General features: G+C 56.4%; 19 protein-coding genes. 9 read left to right on the forward strand and 10 right to left on the reverse strand.

What is annotated here, in order from left to right; all coding sequences use genetic code 11:
- Positions 1 to 31 precede the first annotated feature (31 nt).
- Positions 32 to 313, forward strand: coding sequence for an autorepressor SdpR family transcription factor (locus AAF465_14780; GenBank protein ID MEM7083991.1), 282 nt, complete (start codon positions 32 to 34; stop codon positions 311 to 313).
- Positions 310 to 957, forward strand: coding sequence for an SdpI family protein (locus AAF465_14785; GenBank protein ID MEM7083992.1), 648 nt, complete (start codon positions 310 to 312; stop codon positions 955 to 957). The genes AAF465_14780 and AAF465_14785 overlap by 4 nt, the downstream gene beginning before the upstream one ends.
- 5 nt (positions 958 to 962) lie before the next feature.
- On the opposite strand, the gene AAF465_14790 is transcribed toward AAF465_14785, so the two are convergent.
- Both AAF465_14790 and AAF465_14795 read right to left on the reverse strand, forming a co-directional pair.
- Positions 963 to 1,763 (reverse strand): response regulator, encoded by an 801-nt coding sequence (locus tag AAF465_14790; protein MEM7083993.1) that lies wholly within the window; start codon positions 1,761 to 1,763, stop codon positions 963 to 965.
- Positions 1,760 to 2,827, reverse strand: coding sequence for a histidine kinase (locus tag AAF465_14795; GenBank protein MEM7083994.1), 1,068 nt, complete (start codon positions 2,825 to 2,827; stop codon positions 1,760 to 1,762). The genes AAF465_14790 and AAF465_14795 overlap by 4 nt, the downstream gene beginning before the upstream one ends.
- Before the next feature lie 706 nt (positions 2,828 to 3,533).
- On the opposite strand from AAF465_14795, the gene nhaA reads away from it, so the two are divergent.
- The 3 genes from nhaA (at position 3,534) to AAF465_14810 (ending at position 6,889) form a co-directional block, all read left to right on the forward strand.
- Complete coding sequence (gene nhaA / locus AAF465_14800; protein MEM7083995.1) at positions 3,534 to 4,754, forward strand: Na+/H+ antiporter NhaA; 1,221 nt, start codon at positions 3,534 to 3,536, stop codon at positions 4,752 to 4,754.
- A 43-nt stretch (positions 4,755 to 4,797) separates the two neighbouring features.
- The gene (locus AAF465_14805; protein ID MEM7083996.1) at positions 4,798 to 5,553 is read left to right on the forward strand and encodes a methyltransferase; all 756 of its coding nucleotides are present in this window, start codon (positions 4,798 to 4,800) and stop codon (positions 5,551 to 5,553) included.
- A gap of 526 nt (positions 5,554 to 6,079) precedes the next feature.
- Positions 6,080 to 6,889, forward strand: coding sequence for a spondin domain-containing protein (locus AAF465_14810; protein MEM7083997.1), 810 nt, complete (start codon positions 6,080 to 6,082; stop codon positions 6,887 to 6,889).
- A gap of 111 nt (positions 6,890 to 7,000) precedes the next feature.
- Here AAF465_14810 and AAF465_14815 read toward each other — a convergent pair whose 3' ends face one another.
- Complete coding sequence (locus tag AAF465_14815) at positions 7,001 to 7,537, reverse strand: DUF924 family protein (GenBank protein MEM7083998.1); 537 nt, start codon at positions 7,535 to 7,537, stop codon at positions 7,001 to 7,003.
- Positions 7,538 to 7,647: 110 nt separating this feature from the next.
- On the opposite strand from AAF465_14815, the gene AAF465_14820 reads away from it, so the two are divergent.
- Together AAF465_14820 and AAF465_14825 are read left to right on the forward strand one after the other, a co-directional pair.
- A complete protein-coding gene (locus tag AAF465_14820; protein MEM7083999.1) occupies positions 7,648 to 8,727 on the forward strand; it encodes an FAD-dependent oxidoreductase in 1,080 nt (359 codons plus the stop codon).
- On the forward strand, positions 8,720 to 9,304 hold the full coding sequence (locus AAF465_14825) for a class I SAM-dependent methyltransferase (GenBank protein MEM7084000.1): 585 nt from the start codon (positions 8,720 to 8,722) through the stop codon (positions 9,302 to 9,304). Before AAF465_14820 ends, AAF465_14825 begins: the two co-directional genes overlap by 8 nt.
- A gap of 60 nt (positions 9,305 to 9,364) precedes the next feature.
- On the opposite strand, the gene AAF465_14830 is transcribed toward AAF465_14825, so the two are convergent.
- The 6 genes from AAF465_14830 to AAF465_14855 form a co-directional block, all read right to left on the reverse strand.
- Complete coding sequence (locus AAF465_14830; protein ID MEM7084001.1) at positions 9,365 to 10,834, reverse strand: NAD(P)/FAD-dependent oxidoreductase; 1,470 nt, start codon at positions 10,832 to 10,834, stop codon at positions 9,365 to 9,367.
- Positions 10,835 to 10,878: 44 nt separating this feature from the next.
- Positions 10,879 to 11,493, reverse strand: coding sequence for a LysE family translocator (locus AAF465_14835; GenBank protein ID MEM7084002.1), 615 nt, complete (start codon positions 11,491 to 11,493; stop codon positions 10,879 to 10,881).
- Between the two features lie 166 nt (positions 11,494 to 11,659).
- Positions 11,660 to 12,727 (reverse strand): hypothetical protein, encoded by a 1,068-nt coding sequence (locus AAF465_14840; GenBank protein MEM7084003.1) that lies wholly within the window; start codon positions 12,725 to 12,727, stop codon positions 11,660 to 11,662.
- Positions 12,728 to 12,730: 3 nt separating this feature from the next.
- Positions 12,731 to 13,468: a hypothetical protein gene (locus tag AAF465_14845; protein ID MEM7084004.1), complete on the reverse strand. Its 738-nt coding sequence runs from the start codon at positions 13,466 to 13,468 to the stop codon at positions 12,731 to 12,733.
- A gap of 192 nt (positions 13,469 to 13,660) precedes the next feature.
- Entirely contained in the window at positions 13,661 to 14,476 is an 816-nt protein-coding gene (locus AAF465_14850) for an SDR family NAD(P)-dependent oxidoreductase (protein MEM7084005.1), read from the reverse strand.
- 12 nt (positions 14,477 to 14,488) lie between these two features.
- Positions 14,489 to 15,448 carry an LLM class oxidoreductase gene (locus tag AAF465_14855; GenBank protein MEM7084006.1) on the reverse strand — a complete coding sequence of 320 codons (960 nt, stop codon included), beginning with the start codon at positions 15,446 to 15,448 and terminating at the stop codon, positions 14,489 to 14,491.
- A gap of 98 nt (positions 15,449 to 15,546) precedes the next feature.
- Between AAF465_14855 and AAF465_14860 the strand changes: the two genes are divergently transcribed.
- Complete coding sequence (locus tag AAF465_14860; GenBank protein ID MEM7084007.1) at positions 15,547 to 16,431, forward strand: LysR family transcriptional regulator; 885 nt, start codon at positions 15,547 to 15,549, stop codon at positions 16,429 to 16,431.
- A gap of 48 nt (positions 16,432 to 16,479) precedes the next feature.
- Here AAF465_14860 and AAF465_14865 read toward each other — a convergent pair whose 3' ends face one another.
- Positions 16,480 to 18,153 carry a hypothetical protein gene (locus AAF465_14865; GenBank protein ID MEM7084008.1) on the reverse strand — a complete coding sequence of 558 codons (1,674 nt, stop codon included), beginning with the start codon at positions 18,151 to 18,153 and terminating at the stop codon, positions 16,480 to 16,482.
- Positions 18,154 to 18,543: 390 nt separating this feature from the next.
- Here AAF465_14865 and AAF465_14870 point away from each other — a divergent pair, with 390 nt between their 5' ends.
- On the forward strand, positions 18,544 to 19,599 hold the full coding sequence (locus AAF465_14870; GenBank protein ID MEM7084009.1) for an efflux RND transporter periplasmic adaptor subunit: 1,056 nt from the start codon (positions 18,544 to 18,546) through the stop codon (positions 19,597 to 19,599).

Genomic DNA, 19,599 nt, shown 5'->3' on the forward strand with positions numbered 1-19,599 from the left:
CAAATATCTAAATAAAGGTTATTCTTTGTGCATGGCTTCACAGTCTGTATTCAAAGCGCTGGCGGACCCAACACGACGCGACATTCTTGTGTTGCTCCAGCGGGGCTCGCTGACGGCGGGTGATATTGCCGGGCATTTCACGATTTCCAAGGCGTCGCTGTCACACCACTTTAATCTGCTCAAAAACGCCGATTTGGTTCGCACGGAGCGCCGCGGGCAACAGATTGTGTATTCCCTAAACACGTCCGTCATCGAAGATGTGATGACGGCGATGTTTGGACTGTTTGGCACGGATAAAGGAGAACCCAAATGAATCCTTGGACACTCAGTCGATATGACTGGCTCAGCCTCGGACTGGTCGGTGGCACGGTGTTGTTGGGGTTACTGACCTACGGACAACTGCCCGAAACCATACCGACCCATTGGAACAGTCAGGGCGTGGCCGATGGATACAGTAGTAAACCGGTCGGCACATTCATGATGCCATTCATCGGGTTGATGACCATACTGGTAATGAAAATTGTAATGGTGATATCGCCAAAAGGATTCCGTCTCGACGACTCACGACGAATTGTCGATTTGATTCAGCTTATTCTGGTAGCACTGTTTTGTGCGATTGGTGTGGCCACGCTGCTCGCGGCACTGGGATTCCAATTTGATATGGCTAAAGTGGTGCTCATCGGCACGGGTCTAATGTTGGCTGCGACTGGCAATATCATGAGCAAAGTTCGAAAGAATTTTTTTGTGGGCATCCGCACGCCCTGGACACTCGCGGATGACGAGGTCTGGGCCCAAACACATCGTTTTGCCGGACGCACGTTTTTTGTGGGTGGCGTGTTTGTGTGCCTTGTGTCGCTCGTGTACGCCCGGATAGAGGTCATATTGGCCGGTGTCGGGATTGCGGTCCTGGCGCCGGTGATCTACTCGTATGTCATTTACCGTCGACTCAACCCGTAGCGGGCTTAGGAGGAGGCCGCGTAACGAGACTTCAGTTTTTGAGCGTAGGTGCGACTCATCCTTAGCACGCCACCGGTTTTGAGGCTGACGTTGTAGTCCCCGTTTTTATGTGGCTGAACTTTGACCACGCGATTCCAGTTAACGAGCGTCGAGCGATGAATGCGTACGAACTGGTCCGGGTTAAGCTGTTCTTCGAAGCGTTTCATGGTCGTTCGAATCACATGCGTTTCGCCGGCGGCATGCAGACACATGTAGTCGCCGGCCGCGTCGATCCAATCCACGTCGCTGACTTCGACAAACAACACACCGGAGCCTTCGCGCAGCTCTAGACGGGGCGGGTATTGATCCGGTGCATGGGCTAGCGCTTCATCCAAACTGAGTTCCTTTCCAGACAGTCGGCACACCAAATCGAGCAGTTTCTGACGCTCTTCAGGCGCGCGGTCTTTTTGCAGCGTCAAGCGCAATCGCTCAATGGCCTCTTGCAAGCGATTGGCATTTATTGGCTTGAGAAGATAGTCGAGCGCGTGTGCATCGAACGCTTTGAGCGCGAACTGATCGTAGGCTGTGACAAATATTATTGCGGGCATCGTACTTGACGCGAGTTGGCGGGCGACATCGAAGCCGTCCATGCCGGGCATTTGAATATCAAGAAAAATCACGTCCGGGCGAGACGCGTTCACCGCGTCCAGTGCTTCGCGACCATTTCGACATTCGCCGCATATCTCAATGTCGTCGTAATCGTCCAGTCTGAGCGCGAGACCGCGACGAGCCAGCTCTTCGTCGTCAACCAATAACGCCTGAATCATGAGGTCACCGTTTGATGAGGGAGATAAATGGTCACCACTAGACCATGTGGATCGTTTGCACTCAGCGTCAGAGATTGCGCTGAGCCGTAGAGTTCTCGTAACCGTTCACGTGTGTTGATCAAACCGACTCCGGTGGACGATGAGTTGGGCGATTTGTCCGACAGGCCGGGCCCATCGTCGGCCAGAACCAAAATAAGCGACGGCCCTCTGATTTTAGCACTGAGCCGCACGCTGCCGCCTTCCTCGCTTGGGGTCACGGCGTATTTGATGGCGTTTTCAATGAGAGGCTGCAAAATCAAACTGGGTACGAGCGCATCAAGCGCGGCGGTTTCAATTTCGCGTTTAATAGTAAGACGCTCGCCAAATCGGACCTTCTCGATTTCCAGATACAGATCGATCGCCTCTAGCTCCTTACGCAAGGTCACCTGGTTTTTCGGGTCATTGTCCAATGTATAGCGTAAAAAGTCGCTGAGCTTAGATACTGTTAAGTTGGCGGTTTCATTGGCACGATCGAGGATCAGCGTGGAGATCGCGTTGAGCGTATTAAACAGAAAATGAGGATTGAGCTGGTAGCGCAACATCTTCAATTGCGCTTCATGTGCCGCCGAATTTGCGCGAAGGGTTTGCTCGGTTTGCATTTGAAGCTGTTGATAATAGCGAATGCCAAAATACAAACCGGACCAGCACAGTAAAACGTAGAATGAGCTCATGACGCCACTGAAGTAATCCATCATCGTTTGCGGGCGCCAATTGGTTTCGATGAGTTGAATGTATAAAAAGTTGCTATACAGTCGCCAGATGAGTGCGAGCGCGTAACAGACAAAGAGTGTGCCAAAGGCCATCGTGGCGGGACTGCGCTGCCATAAAGAGCGGCAGGTAAGTCGCAACAATAAGCTCATTAGAAACCCCATGATGGCCACCGCGCTAATCAGCACAAAGTAGGTCTGGGGTTTTTCATAGAACAGCGCGCCGATGTACGAGGTCGCAACGTAGCCAATCCAGCCGGCGATATTCAACAGCCAGAATAATCGACCGCGACTGGAGACGATCTGTTCTACCTTCATAACGTGCCCCGTTGGCGATGGTCGTGATGCGCTTGAACGGACGGTACGCGATGCGACCGATTGGCAGAGAATATTACATCACAGTCGGTACGCGGAGTTGGCCAACGGCGGCTCGGTTCAACCCAGTCAGTAACCGTGTGGCCAACGCTCAGGTTGTCGGCACCGGGTGTCGGTAGCGGGAGTCGACGGTGCACGAAGCCCTTGCGACGGGAATCTGCCCTCGTTCCGACGGGGCCGACTGGTCGGGATTGAATCGCGAGGACACATGCGTACGCGATGCACCCGCCCAGCATCTCACTGCGTCGGCGAAGTAGTGACGATGGGCGCATCGGCGACGCGCAATGGGACAGAATTTGGTTAGCACGCATCAGCAAGATGGTACCAGCGACCATCCGGCTCGCCCCGGGCAGTGCGGCCAACCGTCGCCTCGGTGCGACAATCGGAGCCATCGCCGGTCCGTCATTGACGGTGGTGTGTGCCGATTAGTCCAGAGTGACAAGCGAGTCGGGCGGGTTGCAACAGGGTTCCGTCAACGTGCGGACGAGCGATTGTCAGCGCTCGAATAGAGGGTGTTGACACCGTCTTTACCCCTAACGGTGTTACCATAGCGCACAGCGGTGAGATGACCGGTTAGCCGATGTGCTTACCGTATCGCTCGACGGCCCCCGACAACGGAACTGTGACAAAACGAGGCACGAAGCGCGCGATGACCGATCCCAATTCTTCCTCCACTTCGACACCGAATCCACCGCTCTTACGCGCCGTACGAGAATTTATGCGTCTGGAGTCCGCAGGTGGGCTGCTGCTGTTGATGGCTGCCGCCTTGGCGATGCTTCTCGCCAATAGTCCATTTGCCGGGGCCTATGAGCGCTTGCTGAACATGCCGGTTGCTGTGCAGGTGGGGGCGCTCGAGATTGCCAAACCCCTGTTTTTGTGGATCAACGACGGGCTTATGGCGATCTTCTTTTTTCTGGTTGGCCTAGAGATTAAGCGGGAAGTGCTCGAGGGCGAGTTGTCTTCGATGTCCCAAGTCGTACTGCCGGGGCTCGGCGCGATAGGCGGTATGGCGGTGCCGGCCGCCATCTATGCGTGGCTCAATTGGGGCGATGCGATTGCAATCGACGGTTGGGCGATTCCAGTTGCGACCGACATCGCGTTTGCGCTTGCACTATTGAGTGCGTTCGGTCAGCGCGTGCCGATTTCGCTCAAGGTTTTTCTGCTCACGCTGGCGATTTTTGATGACCTGGCGGCCATTGTCATTATCGCGATTTTTTATTCAGGCGATCTGTCAATCGGGGCGCTGATTGCCGGCGGTATTGCGCTGTTTATTGCGGTCTTGATGAATCGACTCAACGTTTACCGCATTAGTGCGTATGTACTGATCGGTATAGCGTTGTGGGTGGCGGTGTTGAAATCCGGCGTTCACGCGACGCTTGCCGGAGTGCTGATCGCGCTGTGTATTCCAATGCGCGATGATCAAGGAAAGTCACCATTGCGTAACCTTGAACACGACCTGCATGGTCCGGTGGCCTACGTGATTCTGCCCATATTCGCCTTTGCGAATGCGGGTATTGCGCTCGGCGCGATGGCGCTTTCCGATTTGGCGCACCCAGTGACACTGGGTGTCATTCTGGGGCTAGTGGTCGGCAAGCCGTTGGGTATTTTGCTGTTTGTTGGTCCGGCGATAGCACTTGGACTGGCGCGATTTCCAGCTGGCATTACCTGGGCTCGGTTGATCGGCGTCTCATTTGCCTGCGGTATCGGCTTTACCATGAGTTTGTTTATCGCCGGTTTGGCGTTTGAACACGGGAGCGGTGACTACTTTGCGGGTGATCGCCTCGGTATTTTGGTGGGCTCGCTACTGGCCGCCGTATTCGCCGTGCTGTTTTTGCACTTCTCGCTGCCCAAAGAAGCCGAGAAGCCGTAACACTCTCTATCTATCTTCTTGATAACGGACAAAGGATTCCACAATGATTCGACTCTTAGCAATACTCACAGCGTTAGCCGTTTTGGCGGTCGATATACCGGTGCACGCACAGCAAACGCTTGAGCAAAAACTTCAAGCGGCGATGGAGGCCGACAATCGACCCGCACGGGATAAAGAACGCGATGCGAATCGCCGACCCGTTCAAACGCTCGAGTTTTTCCGCCTCAAGGACGACATGAAGGTACTGGAGCTCGTGCCTGGCGGCGGATGGTACACGCGCTTGCTGGCTCCGGTACTGCGCGACCAGGGCGAACTGCATGTGGCGATCGGCACGCGACGTGTAGCGGAAAATCTGGTGGCTCAGGAAGGCTTTGACCACATCAATGTGGTGGAAATCGACATTGACTTTAACCGCGATGGTCCGTTTAACACCAATAACGTCTCACCGTTCACGATTCCCGTGAAGCGCCTGGATCTTGCGCTGACCTTTCGCAACATGCACAACTTCACACCCGAAGCACGCCGAATTATTAACGAGGCGGTGTTCAAGTCGCTCAAGCGCGGTGGACTGTACGGCATCGTCGATCACACACAGCGTCACATGGAGCCAATGACGGCTGAAAGCCGCCGTCGCATTGATCCGATGATCGTGACCAAGGAAGTGCTTGCGGCGGGCTTTGAGTTGGTGGATTTTTCAGACGTCCACTACAAACCCGACGACGAACTACGCTATGAAGTGGGCCGAAAATCAGTCACCGGTAATACGGATCGATTCACGCTGTTGTTTCGCAAGCCCTGAGTTGTTTAATGTCGATCGGTGCTCTGAGCCCGGACCTGGACGCTAGGCGCTCAATGCGTCTTCGCCAGGTCCCTTGAGTCGCCGACTAACAGAAGAACCAAGACATGCGTTAACCGCGTGAACGCTCGGAAGACGGTGTCTTGATACTGGAACAGCCGCGTGGGTGCGCGCAGTGTCGTACCAAGCGCGCAGTGGGCGACACGCCCGATTCGTGCGTGCGCTGTTTCTTGGGGGTCGTTATTCGGATCGAATTTGTGCGCTCTGATGGCCAATGCTCGGCAAGTCGTGACGACGAGTGCTAACTTGTGTGACGATTGCAGTCAGTCTTTTTCTTAGACTCGGACGTTCGAAGTGGCTGATTTTCATCGGTTTCGCCCAATTCACCTCACAGCGGAACAAACGTTAAGTAATTGTTAAGAATGCGTGACACTTGTTACCTGACCAGATCGGATACTCGTTCTCGCTGCGGCGGCCGTGTGCTGTCCGTCAGTGGGGAACAATTGAATAAAAGAGTCTGGAGGGACGCATGAGAATTTTAACTAAGTCCGCGGTCGCATTGGCCGCTCTAATGGTGATGGCGCCGATTGCAAGCGCCACGACCATTCAAATTACCATTACTAATAACGCGCCTGCTGGTGCCGTGTTCTTGACGCCGGTTTGGGTCGGTTTGCACGACGGCAGTTTCGATAGTTATGACAATGGTGCACCGGCCTCCGCGGGTATCGAAGCGATTGCAGAAGATGGCAATACAGTTCCGTTGTCCAACGAGTTTAACGCGCCGGGTGGCGTTCAGGGCGTAGTGGGTGGCGCACCCATCGCACCAGGTCAAACGGTGACACTCACGCTGGATGTTGCCTCAGATGGGTCTAACAACTACCTGTCATACGCCTCAATGGTGCTCCCAAGCAACGACTACTTTGTTGCCAACGGCAATCCGCTCGCGCACAGCATCGAAAGCGTGCTCAATGGCAGCGCCACCGAGTTGTCATTTAATATCGGCATGCCCGGTACGGTGAATGACGCCGGCACGGAGATTAACGATTTCCTGACGTCAGCCGGAAACGGCCTGTTTGGATTTCCGGGTGGTCAATCCGGGCCGAACCAAGGCGCCGATGAGAACGGCGTCATCACTAACGTGCTCGGTCAGGATCCCTTTGGTAACTTCCTCAACCTGCCACCGGGTTTTGACGCGTCACTGTTCAACTTCAACGACGACTTCTGGAGTTCGGGCATCGCGACCATCACCGTAACCGCTGTACCGGTTCCGGCTGCGCTGCCGTTGTTTGCTGGCGCGCTGGGTATGCTCGGCTTTATGCGTCGACGCGCAACACGCTAGTACCGCGCTACATTGGGAGTCGTATCCCTGCAGGAGAGAAGGGACGAGCGTTGCTCGTCCCTTTTTTTATGCTGAAACGGTTGTCGACGTTACGCGGGTGGAAGAGGATGCTCAAAACCCGCTGTTGGTTTCCATCCATTTTCGTTCTGCGGCTGTCGAGTCGCGACCGAGTATCGCGTTTCGATAGGGGTACCGACCGAATTGATCGATGATCGCTTTGTGTCGGATTTCGTACTCAAGGTTGTTGCCGCTGTCGAGTGTGGCGAACAGCGACATGGCCTGCTCATGTACGACGGCGGATTCACTGTGCATATACGGCAAGTACAAGAAGGCGCGCTGTGGGGTTTCAAGTGCCGAGTCCGCGCCGCCTGCCACGGCCTCTTGCGCGAGCGCGAGCGCCATATTGTCATAGGCGAACGCGGCCGGCGTATTGCGGAACATGTTGCGCGAAAATTGATCCAGCACGATGACTTCGGCCAGTCGCCCACTCGGTTGTTGGCGCCACAGCCAGGTTTCACCGGCGGCAACTTGAGCGTGTAACCCAGCAAAGCGTTGGCGAATGGTGGAATCGAGTTCGTCGGATTTTCGGTACCAATCTCGCGGCGTGAGCTCGTCAAACCAAAAATTCAGTACGGTATCGGGAGTCATAACGTGGATCCTGTAGACGCTCAGAACGCATTGACGGACTGCTTTTGGCCGCCGCGATGGTGGGGTTGATAGTATCATGAGCACCTGTTTTTGAGGGGCCTGCCACCGCCATGCGCACTACGCTTGTTGACACACTCGTCATTGGACAAGGAATCGCTGGAACCGCGGTGGCCTGGGCGCTCCAACAGCGAAACACGTCGTTTGCCATTGTCGACCCGGGGGAGAAGCACACCGCGTCAGCCGTGGCGGCTGGACTGATCACGCCGGTCACGGGCACGCGTTATACGGTGGCTGCAGACTTTGAGTCCTTGCATGACATAGCCGTGGACTTTTACCAATCAATCGAACAGCGTTTGGAACACACATTCCTAAGTCAGCGTAGCGCATGGCGGTTTTGCTACACGCCCGATGAGGTCGACCGCTTTGAGAAACGCGCTCCCGACTTGGTAAAAAGAGGGGTCGTGGTGCGGGAGTCGCACGACCGATTTCGTCACGCAAGCAGTCCGTTTCGTGTGCCGCGACTCGCGTTCTCAATGCCCCACGCCGCGCGATTGAATACCGCTGCCTACCTGCGGTCCAGCCGTCAGTGGTTTCATGCCCGAGACAGGCTGGTCGAACATCGGCTCGACGTGTCAACACTGAGATATGATCGATCCGATGGGCGTTGGGGAGCGCCGTTGTTGCCACTGCGTGCGCGGCGAGTCGTGTTCTGCCGCGGCCACTCTGACGAGGCGAATCAGTGGTTACCGAGCGCCAAATTCAACTGTGCCAAAGGTGAGATTCTCTCGGTCGACATTGATTGTCCGTCGATTGAGCAAACGGTCCACGCCCATAAAAGTTGGTTATGTCCGTCGAATGAAGCCGGCCGCTATTTGTTTGGTGCGACCTATCAGCACGCGCCCTACCAACCGGGCAACAGTCGCGCTGCGCGCGCTCACTTGTCGGATCGACTTTCGCAACTCGTGAATCGACCCTTCTCAGTCGTCAATCAACTCTGGGGCGTTCGTCCCATCGCCGTGCAGCGTAAGGCCATTGTTGGACGCCATCGCGATCAACCCTCTGTTGCTTGGCTTAACGGATTGGGATCAAAAGGCGTGTTGCTCGCGCCCTATCTGGCCGACAGGTTGGTGGATAGTCTGCTGACGGATCGTGCCTTTCAAGCGCCACTGACGGGTACCCACAATGCCTGAACGCACATCCAAACGACTGACGACGCTTGCTCACGAGCAGGTGGCGAGCGTGCTCATAGAGGGCGATGTGGCCATCGACGCCACCGCAGGAAACGGTCATGACACCGTCTTTTTGAGGCGCTGCGTTGGCGAAACAGGGCAGGTCGTCGCGTTTGACGTCCAAGCGCTCGCGCTCGCGAATACTGAACAGCGTTTGCGAGCGGTTTTCGGTCGAGCAACGGATAATGTACAGCTGATCATGTCGTGTCACAGCACGTTGGTCACGCACTGCGAAACGCGCGAAGGCGACGTGGGCGCCGTGATGTTTAATCTTGGCTACCTGCCGGGCGCCGATCACCGTGTGGTGACTACTCCAGTCAGCACGCGAAGCGCGATCGCCGCCGCCTGTCGATGGTTGCGCCCGGGTGGCCTTGTCAGCGTGTTGGTGTATGTGGGTCATGATGGCGGGGCGGAGGAGTTGGGCACGGTGCTTGCGCTCTGTGACCAACTGTCGCCGCGCTACACGGTTGATCACTATCAGTCGCAACATGCTCCGTCGACCGCTCCTCAGCTGTTTCGCATAGTGCGCGACGTCTAACGATACGGTGAGGTCCACGTCCGATCGACAAGTGCCGAGTGATTCGTCGGCTGAAGGCGCCTATGAAGAGGGTTCAGACTTATGGCAGAACCGCATCGCTCGATCGGTGACGCGACCCCAGCCGAGGGTCAGCCGGTCAAGAAAGTAGTTTTGGTAGAGCTTCCAGGGTTTTCGATCGCCTTGCTTGGGCATGTTGGCCCGAGCACGCTCGATGTAGCCGGAGGTGAACGCCATGAGCGGTTCGTCGCCAATAGGTTCGTCTGGAAGTTCGGGTACACAGTAGTCATAGCCGGATCGTTCCAAATGGCGCAATAGACGACAGACGTATTCGCCCACCAGATCCGACTTGAGCGTCCAAGATGCATTGGAGTAACCGATCGAAAAAGCCATATTTGGCACGCCATTGATCATCATGCCCTTGTAACAATAGCGCTCACTGGGGTTGATCATCGTGCCGTCGACATGGACGGGAATATCGCCAAAAATTTCGATTTGCAGGCCAGTGGCCATCACGACTAAATCCGCGGCCAACGTACCCCCTGACACCAACTCGATGCCGGTCTTCGTGAATGTGCGGATTTGGTCGGTCACAATCGTCGCCTTTTGGTCGGCAATTGTGCGAAACAGGTCGCCGTCGGGTGCTAGGCAAATGCGTTGGTCCCAAGGTGCGTAGTCTGGGTTGAGATGGCGATCAAGATCGTAGTCTTTGGGCAATAGTGCGCGGGCTTTGTCTTTGATCGAACGGCGCGTAAGGTCGGGGAAACGCCGCGCAAACCAAAACAAGAATTGGCTCGCCAAGACGTTCTTCCAGCGCGTAAGACCATAGGCCAACGACGTCGGCAGCCAGCGCTGGAAAAAACGGGCGATTGGGTCGACGCTGGGTTTGGCGACAATATACGTCGGAGACCGCTGCAGCATGGTAACGTGCGCTGCTTTTTCAGCTAAGGCGGGCACCAGCGTGACGGCCGTGGCGCCACTGCCCACTACCACTACGCGCTGATCGGCGTAATCATAGTCCGTCGGCCAGTGCTGAGGGTGAATGATCTTTCCACCAAAGTCCGACAAGCCATCGATGGCCGGTTGATGGCCTTGCGCGTATCGGTAATACCCGCCGCAGAAAAAGAAGAACCGACACTCGATGGAGCGAACCCCCAGATCGGCGCTCTCCGCGGTCACGGACCAGCGCGCGACATCGCTGCGCCAAGAGGCGGCTGTGACACGCGTAGCAAACTGAATATGCGGACGAATGTCGTGTTCGTCAGCCGCGTCGTTGAGATACGCTCGGATTTGCTCTCCGGGCGAAATGGCTTGTTCGTAGACCCAGGGCTTGAACTTGAAACCGAACGTATACATGTCCGAATCGGATCGAATACCGGGGTAGCGAAACAAATCCCAGGTGCCACCAATGTGGTCACGTGCCTCGATGACGGTGTAGCGCAAGTGCGGCAAACGCGTTTTAAGGTAATACGCCGCGCCGATACCGGACACACCTGCGCCAACAATTATCACGTCCACTGATTCGCTAGACATGCACGATTTACTCATTCAAAGGTGGTAAGGCGGTTCATATCGGCTCACTCATTGGCAGACAGCAGGTCGGGCATTAGTACCGGAACCAAAGAGGCTACCAGCAACACTGCCATGAGTATATTGAAGCCACGCAGGCGTGATGGGTTGGTGAGCAATCGTCGAAGTTGTTGACCGGAAACTACCCACGTGGTGGCGCACGGCACATTCACTACACCAAAGACCAGCGCGACGATGACGACCTGGCTCATGCGATGATCCGGCGAATAGATGCTGATCGCGGACAGCGCCATTACCCAAGCTTTCGGATTAACCCACTGAAATGCGGCGGCTTGCAAAAAGGAAAACGGTGAGCCGGTTTTGGCGGTCTCTGACAGCGGGGCGGCCGTCGCGATTTTCCAAGCTAAAAAGACCAAATAGGCGGCGCTGACAACCTTCATGATCGTGTAGCTCAGTGGGTAGCGTGCGAACAGATTGACAAGTCCCGCACCGACGACCAGCAGCATAAAGATAAAACCCAGCCCCACACCTAACATGTGCGGAATCGTGCGACGCAGGCCGAAGTTCGCGCCCGAGGCCATCATCATGAGGTTATTTGGCCCCGGCGTGATAGACGCCACCAGAGCAAATAACGCGAGTGCGAACAGAGTGTCGGAAGTCACAGAATGTGAGGCTTACACAACCCTCGAATAAGCACAACCGGTGGTCGCTCTAAGACGCTATCTTGGCGGACGGGCTACGGTCTTGGGAGACGCGGTGGGGCCGGATTCTGGTGGTCCGTTGCCCCCGATTGAACCCGATGCCGAGTGTTTCGTCCTTCCAATGGCGTTAGGGCAGACCGGTTTCCTGTTCAAACAGTGCGTCCAGGAGCGCCCGCCACTCCGCGTATCGTTGTGCAAGTGAGCCGTCGAGTTCGACCACGCGGCCCTCGACCTCCACCACTGTTGGGTCAACTTCGTTGCGAAAGCCACTCGCCCACTTGCGCAAATTTTGTTCTTCGAGTTTAAGCCACTTGTATTGTTCGTAGCGTTCCATCATTGCGTTATAGCTGCCCGGCCGATCGGAGCGCTGCTGATTTTGTCGATTACGCTCTCCGTCAAGTCGATATCGCGTCAGACGTTCCTGGTAGCGTAGCCACAAGTTATACGTGTTTTCGGTCTGCGAATAGAGTGCCTCGTACTGTTCGTCAATCGCATCGATGAAGCGATACTCGAATGCGCGTATCCGACGAATGCGATCGAGCATGGCATCGTTGGCTGCCGGCAGGCGATTGAGCGAGATGGTGCCCGCGGCATCCCTGCGTAGATAGTCGCCATAGACGCTCGGTACGAGCGCCGATGCGTATCGGAGCAAAGCAACTTCACGATTGCGCTCAAGTTCACTGGGCGTTTTTGGCCGGCGCGCAACGAGCAAGTCATCCGCAAACTGGCGAAAAACGTTTTTAAATGACTGCGAGATTTCGAGCATGCTGTTGGGGTCGCCGGTGCCCGATTCCATGCTGTAGCGGTTGATCAGCCACTGCCGGCCGAGAGCGTCATTGGCGCTGAGCTCTACTTCCAAGCGCTCGCCGTTGGAGGCAATTATACGACCCGACACCGCCAACTCATCGCCTGGGGCTAATTCCGGCACAACCCGTACAGCGCCCCATTGATCGCTGTCCTCTAAGAGTTCGCGTAAGACAAACGGTAAGAATTGCGCTTCAATCTTGCGCACTTCCGGGAACACGCCCAACTGTCGATGCGTGGAAGGGTCGGCCGGGATGCCTGGATCAAATAGCGCAATGGATATATTTTGAAAATGCGGCGGCTCGCTCGGTTCCACCGCCGTATCGGACCGGACCTCAACAGCGAGTAAAAGCGCGAGTGCCCCAGCAACGATGTGGAAACAGCGCGTCACGGGTTACGGAGTGCCTGAGTCAGGCGAATCAATGCGCTGCTGCTCACGCTCGTCGCTTGGACGAAACTCGCAGACGCGTTTTCGACTGAGCGTTTGCTCACACACGTAGGGCGAGGGGAGCGGCTCAAACCGCGTGTAGAATCGATTGAGCGTGTAGGGTGTCGAGGAGGCGGGGGACGTCACGGTTGTCGCGACGTTGAGCTCATTGCCACTCGGTGCCATCACCAGCCGATGCGTGATGCTCACCCCATCGGGTAGCGCCACATGAAAGACCATTCGCGTGCCGTCCCAACCACACACTTCGTGGCCAAGTGGCGAGTAAAACTGCTGTGCGGTCGTGTTATTGAATTCGCACGTCAGCGCAAAATCCTCTTCTCGCTCAACCTCGATGCCCACTTCGTCCTGCTCGATGAGTAATGTGTCGGTGCGCGTGATGGCATCTGCCAATCGGGCCATGGCGATAATGGGGCCGAGGGAAGGGGAGGAAGACGTGTAGCCCCGGCGTGAATTGGGCGTTGAGCCTTGATAGACATTACGGCTCAGTCTGCGTGCCATCCGGCTCACGTTCTCTTGAATGTCGCCGCCACGGGAATAGTTTCGTTCCCACGAGCCAGAGAAATCGACCGGTTGGACGGCGCTTTGAGTCGGTGGTACTACCGTGGGCGACCGTTTGTTCGACGCGCAGCCCGCGGCCATAGCGGCTAGAACAGTAATCACGAGGACAAATGGAGGTCGTGGCATGAGTGACTCATTCAAAACAATACGGCACCAGTGTATAGGTTCGAATATGCCTGTGGCGATTAGTTCACCAAATAGGCGCTCTACAGCCGCCTTTTGGGCAAGTGCCGCGCCTATCAGAGGCAATACGCCGCCAAACGACCTTAGCGACGGCTGCGCGGCACGCGGAGGGATGGCGGCGTTTCGGTGTCGGAGCTAGACCGGATGGCCGAGCGTTGCCAACAGGGCGTCTAACGTACCAATGACGTCCGCGGTTTTATGTGCGTCCAGCGCATCGGCATGTGGCGAGGCAAAGCGACCACTGTCGTTATCAAAGTATCGGCCGGTCGCCCCTGAGAAATCGTCGCCAACGGCAGCGCGATAGAGAATGTCCGCACCGATCTGCAAATCGTGCCCAGCCATTCCGTAGGCTTCTTGGACCATTTTAGAACCAAGAAGCGAACCCGGATTGACGGCAATGACGCTCGGGCCGGCGCTACCGAGTTGTCGGGCAAGGTGAATTGACCACATGGTAATGGCGAGCTTGCTTTGTGCGTAGGCGGCATTGTGCGATAACCGCGCGTTTCCTTGTAACGCGTTCGTATCGACTGTTGCCTGCGCTGCGGACGACAAGTTGATGATGCGACCATCGGCTGGCACCAACGCGAGTAATCGATGGGTCAGCAGATAGGGCGACAGCGTATTGACGACAAAGCGACTATCGAGCTTATCGCTGGTGATTGCATCCGATGTCATGAATACGCCCGCATTATTGATCAGCACGTCGAGCGTCTTGCACTGGTCGGTGATGTCTCGCGCCAGTTGTTCAACCGCGTCAAAGTCCGATAGGTCGGCGCAAAAACACGCGATGTCACCACTGCCTGAGACTTTGGACACCACACGCCGCGCGCGCGCCAATTTTTCTAGGTTGCGACCATGCAACAACAGCGTATGGCCGTCGGCCGCCAATGCCTTGGCCGCTTCAAGACCAATTCCGTCTGTCGCGCCGGTAATCAAAATGGTTTTGCTCATCGTTGAAATTCCTTAGTCGATTGGAAACGCTGGAAGGAGTTGTTGTGCCAAATCCGCGACTGCTTGCTCGATGTCGTTGTGATTGAATCGCAGGTTGAGCGCCACGTGATTGACGCCAATTTGCTCGAGTGCTTTGAGGTGTTCGAGCAATGCTTGGCTGCCGGTGCGAAGGCCCAAATGGATGGACTCGGCGGGCGCGTTCGGGTCGTCGAGCAAATCCACGTACAGCGGTTGCATGATGGGTTTAGGGTGACGACTAACGTGCTGAACACGCGCCTGCCAGTCTCGAATAATCTCCGCCTGCGCCACCACATTTCGTGGATAGGTCATCCAGCCATCGGCATGTTCGGCGTTCCAATCGGGATGTTGTTGACTTCCGCCTGTCACCAATAGCGGAAGTTGCGAGGCAACGGGTTTTGGCAGCATGTCGATACCGAGCATACGCCCGTAGGTGTTATTAACCGTGGGGTAGTCGCCCGCCATTTGCCGAATGTACTCAACCGCGTCGCGAAAACGCTGCCCGCGATTAGCGAAGTCAGCGTTTAGTGCGGGATATTCCTCCGGGCGGTCGCCAGAGGCCACGCCGAGCAGCAGTCGACCGCCGGACAACACATCAGCAGTGGCCGCGGCCTTAGCCACATGGGCGGGATGGCGCAGCGGCAAAATGATGCTGGCAACGCCCAGCGCAATTCGCTCTGTGTTGGCGGCGAGCGACCCCAAGTAGACAAAGGGATCATAGGTTTGCCCGGCGTCGCCAAATGACGGAACGTTAAACGGCACATCGCGCAACCATACCGCGGCGAAATTCAATGCCTCCGCCAGCTGCACGCGTTCAATGTGCCGGCTCATGGTTGGCACGGGGCTATTCGGATAGGACTCAATGGGCACAACCAGGCCGACGGACAGCCGCCCGGGCTGAAACACTCGATTGAAACCGTTATTGAGCGTGGCGAAGGCCGTGTTAGAGGGCATAGCGCAGCAAGATGGCGAAGGATCGAATGAGCTTAATACTAATCGATTATAAAATAATTAGGCTTGTTACGAATTAATAATTCGGTTAATTTTGATAAATGGATCTCCTTTCCTTACGTTTGTTTTTACGAATCGCCGAGCTCGGTTCCGTGTCCGCAGCGGGCAGTGACTTATCGCTCTCGCCGGCGAGCGCCAGTGCGAGACTGGTCAAGCTGGAAAACGAAATTGGCTTTCGATTGTTTAATCGCACGACGCGTGCCGTGTCGTTAACGACCGATGGCGAGGAGTTTTTGCCGTTCGCTGAGCAGAGTCTTGAGACTCTGCAGGCCGGGCTGGACTCGATCAGCGGCCGCATCGAGTCCGTACACGGACGCTTGCGAATGACCATGCCGGGCTCATTTGGGCGAATGCACGTCATTCCACTGTTGGCTGAATTTGAGCGACGGTATCCGCAGGTGGAATTGGATATCCGACTCTCCGATGAAGTGCTGGATGTGGTGGAAGGGGCGTATGACTTAATTATTCGCAACGCGAAATTAGCCGACAGTGGATTGGTGGCGCGAAAATTGGCGCCCGATCATCGGCTCCTGGTCGCGTCGCCTGAGTATATCGCGCGCCATGGTGCGCCCAGCGAACCGGAAGCACTCAGGGGGCATCGGTGCGTGGTGTTCAGCGGCGGCCATCGAGTGACGTTTGCCAATGGCCAAAGTGTGCCGCTACCGCGATCGATCGAAGTGAATGATGGCGAAGCGATGCGCATTCTCATGGAGCAGGGCATGGGCATCGGTCTTAAATCGCGTTGGAATGCGGGCGCGAGTCTGAAAGCGGGGCGCTTAGTCGAAGTGCTCGCCGATTTTCCGGTTCAAACGAACTCGGCGATTTGGGCCTTGTACCCAAGCGGTCGGCTTGTGGCGCCCAAAGTGCGAGCCATGATCGATTTTCTCATGGAGACCTTCTCCCCGATCCCCCCCTGGGAGCAATAAGGCAACCGCACCGAACGGTTGCGCGACGCACAGACGACGCGGGGCGGATTACCTCACTTGCATCCGTATGGTTACGCTGAATTGGGGGTTACCGCCGACCGAGTTGCCGTCCATCTGGCCGGACGGAGACACTCGAATACCCGTCACCAGGCTGTCATAGCCCTCGGCATCGGGAACGGGAACGTAGTCGTACGGAGCAACGCCACCGGGTTGACTGGAAAAAGTCACGTCAGTGGCGTAGTTAAACAGTAAGCCGCTCGTCGGTGAGCCGTCGACAAACGTGATCGGATCGCCGGCTGACGTGTCGACGAACAACCGCATGTCATCGGGCACGGTATCGGTAATCACGAGCGTCGCGTTATCCACCGGACCCGGCCCGTCATTGATCACCGAGAACGTGTAGTCGATTTGTGCGCCTGGGATAGATTTTGGGTTGATCGCGCCGCTAAAGGGATCACTGCGGGTCAGCATGGATTTGGTTAACACCAAACTTGGGTTTTCGAGCGTGACCACGACAAAATCGTCGTCCGCGTTATTGCCCGAAAGATTATCGAACACCGCGCTGCTCACCTGCGCGGTATTGGTGACACCAGGCGCCGCGGACTCGTTTACGAAAGTGGTCAGGGTAATATCCGGAAGGGACGCGTTAATCGCAAGCGGTCCTGGATGTGTACACGTAACGATTTGACTGACCGCGGCGCATGACCAGTCGGTGCCGGTGGCCGAGACAAAATCAAGCTCAGGGGGGAGGGTATCGGTGACGGTAATGGTACCGGGAATGTCATTTGGCCCGTTGTTTTGCACGCTGAGTGTAAACGACTCATCCTGACGGGCGATGAAATCCGCGCTATGGGATTTATCGATCGCCAGATCTGCTGTCTCGCGATTGGCCACCGCAATGACTTCCAGCTGAAGAATGACCAGATCGCCGCCGGAGCTGTAGGTCGTGCTCGCCGAGGTGTCGCCAGGCGATAACAGGCTGCTGATGTCGTAACGATCGACATCCACCCCATAATCCGTAGACGACGGAATGGTATTGATCGTCGAGTTAAATTGGTTGTTGGTTGGATTGAGCGCATCGACTAACGCCGTGCCGTTAAAGGTGAGTTGCTCCGCGAATCCTGAGTTGGGGGCGGAGTTTTCGACATCGCCTTCCCACGTGACGATCGCATGTGAACCGTCCGGGCTCGCCGGTATGACAAAGTTGTCGGGGGTCAGCGTGATCGAACCGCCACGAAAAATCTGAAAGCCGTCGAACAAGTTGATGACGCGCAGGCGCTCAGTCACGCTGTTTTCGTACACCACAACCAGGCTCCAGCCGGCCAGCACCGCTTGCACCGCGCAATGCGGCGCGCCGGTGTTCACTGTCAGTCCCGCAACCGTGTATGTGCCGTTGCCGCTAACCAGGCTCGTCACATCGGCAAAGCCGCCAAAGAAATCGTACGTGGTAGCGCCAAACACAAAGGGGGCGGTAAACACGCGATTGGCGGTTACGGTCGAACCATTGAGCGTGACCACCGAGTCAACCGTGCTCCCCGAGCCGGCCCAATACAAATAGGCGGCCTCAACGGTTGAGCCAGCGGGTATGCCGGCGATCGGGTTACTGCTGCTGATGCCCACGGCACAGGCGTTGGCACCGATGCCCGAGTTGGGGTTGGTGCGTAACGAGCCACCCGTAATGACGTAGTTGAGATCCCCGGCCAGGCTCTCGGAAAGGGCCACCGGAGTTTGCGCGTGCGAATGCGTGGAAAAAAATCCAATAATAACTAAGATAAATAGTAGTTTATGGAAATATTCTAATGTGCTATCGAATTTCATTGGGGGTGTTAGGGTGTGATCCCATACCAGGCAAACGTCGTGGGCCATCCAGCGCTGTTTCAACAGATGCCCGACTCTACCTTAAGGGAAAACCCTAATACGCTAACTTCATCACACCTTGGGCAAGGCGCTGCATTTGATCGGTGAGGACGTGAGACGTATCACGCGTATTCACTTGATAACGCGCGGCTTTCTAGGACTGTCCGCGGGGCGACTCAAGGCGATCTTTGGTGGGCCTTCTGCTATTCTCATCGGCTGCTCATTCGCGATTATTCACCGTCCTTTGGAGCGTTCATGCGACGTATCGTTTCGGCCGCCGTCATCCTGGTTGCATGGCTGGTGGACACTTCAGCTCAGACCGTAAGTCCCGTCCAGGTGACCATGCCGGTGAACGCCGGCCTGACTGAACGCGTCGCGCTCTCCGGGTCTCTAACGGCGCTGCATGACGCCAGTTTGTCCAGTCGCACCGCTGGGTTAGTGGCGCACCTGTTTGTCGATGCAGGCGATACGGTTTCGCGAGGCCAGCCCCTGATTGCTCTTGATACGGCGCTTGCGGAACACGAACTGACGCAACGGCAGGCGGCCCGACAGGCCGCGCGCGTGGCACGCGATGAGGCGCAGCGGCAGCTTAACGAGGCGGAGCGGTTGGCCGAACAAAAGCTCTTTCCGCAGACCGAACTTGATAGCCGCCGCGGTGCGCTCGCTCAAGCAGAGGCCAGATTAGCGCAGTCGGTCGCCGCGCTTCGACAACAGCAGGAAGTAGTGGCGCGTCATACCTTGTCCGCACCCTTCGATGGTGTGATTGCGGCCCGGCTAACCGACATCGGTGAGTACGTCGCACTCGGCTCGCCGGTTATGCGTCTAGTCGCACCGAGCCCGCTTGTGTTGGATGTGCAAGTACCGCAGGAACACTATCCGGCGATGCCTCGACTAGGTCGTATCGTGGTGCGGGCGGATACCGAACCTCAGCGCGATCTTGTCGCCACCTTGCTCGCGGCTGTGCCCGTGGGTGATGCCACTGCGCGCTCGTTTCAGGCGCGCTTGCTGATTGAAGAGAGTGGTCACCTCCTGCCGGGCACGTCGGCGAGTGCCACGTTGTTTTTCCAGGGCGTCAACCAGTCGGTTTACGTTGTGCCACCCGATGCGCTGCTGCAGCAAGCCGATGGGCAGTTCAGTGTGTTTACGGTCAGCGACGGTAAGGCATTTCGGCATCGTGTCGCTGTTGGACGAGGAAACGAAGACGGAATTGAGATTCTCGATGGGTTGCCCGGAGGACAACCGGTCGTCGTGCGCGGCAACGAGATTCTACAAGACGGTCAGTCCGTGCGAATCACGGACGGCGGAAACTAG

The organism is Pseudomonadota bacterium, assembly GCA_039028935.1.
In the GTDB taxonomy this organism is placed as follows: Bacteria; Pseudomonadota; Gammaproteobacteria; order Steroidobacterales; family SZUA-146; genus SZUA-146.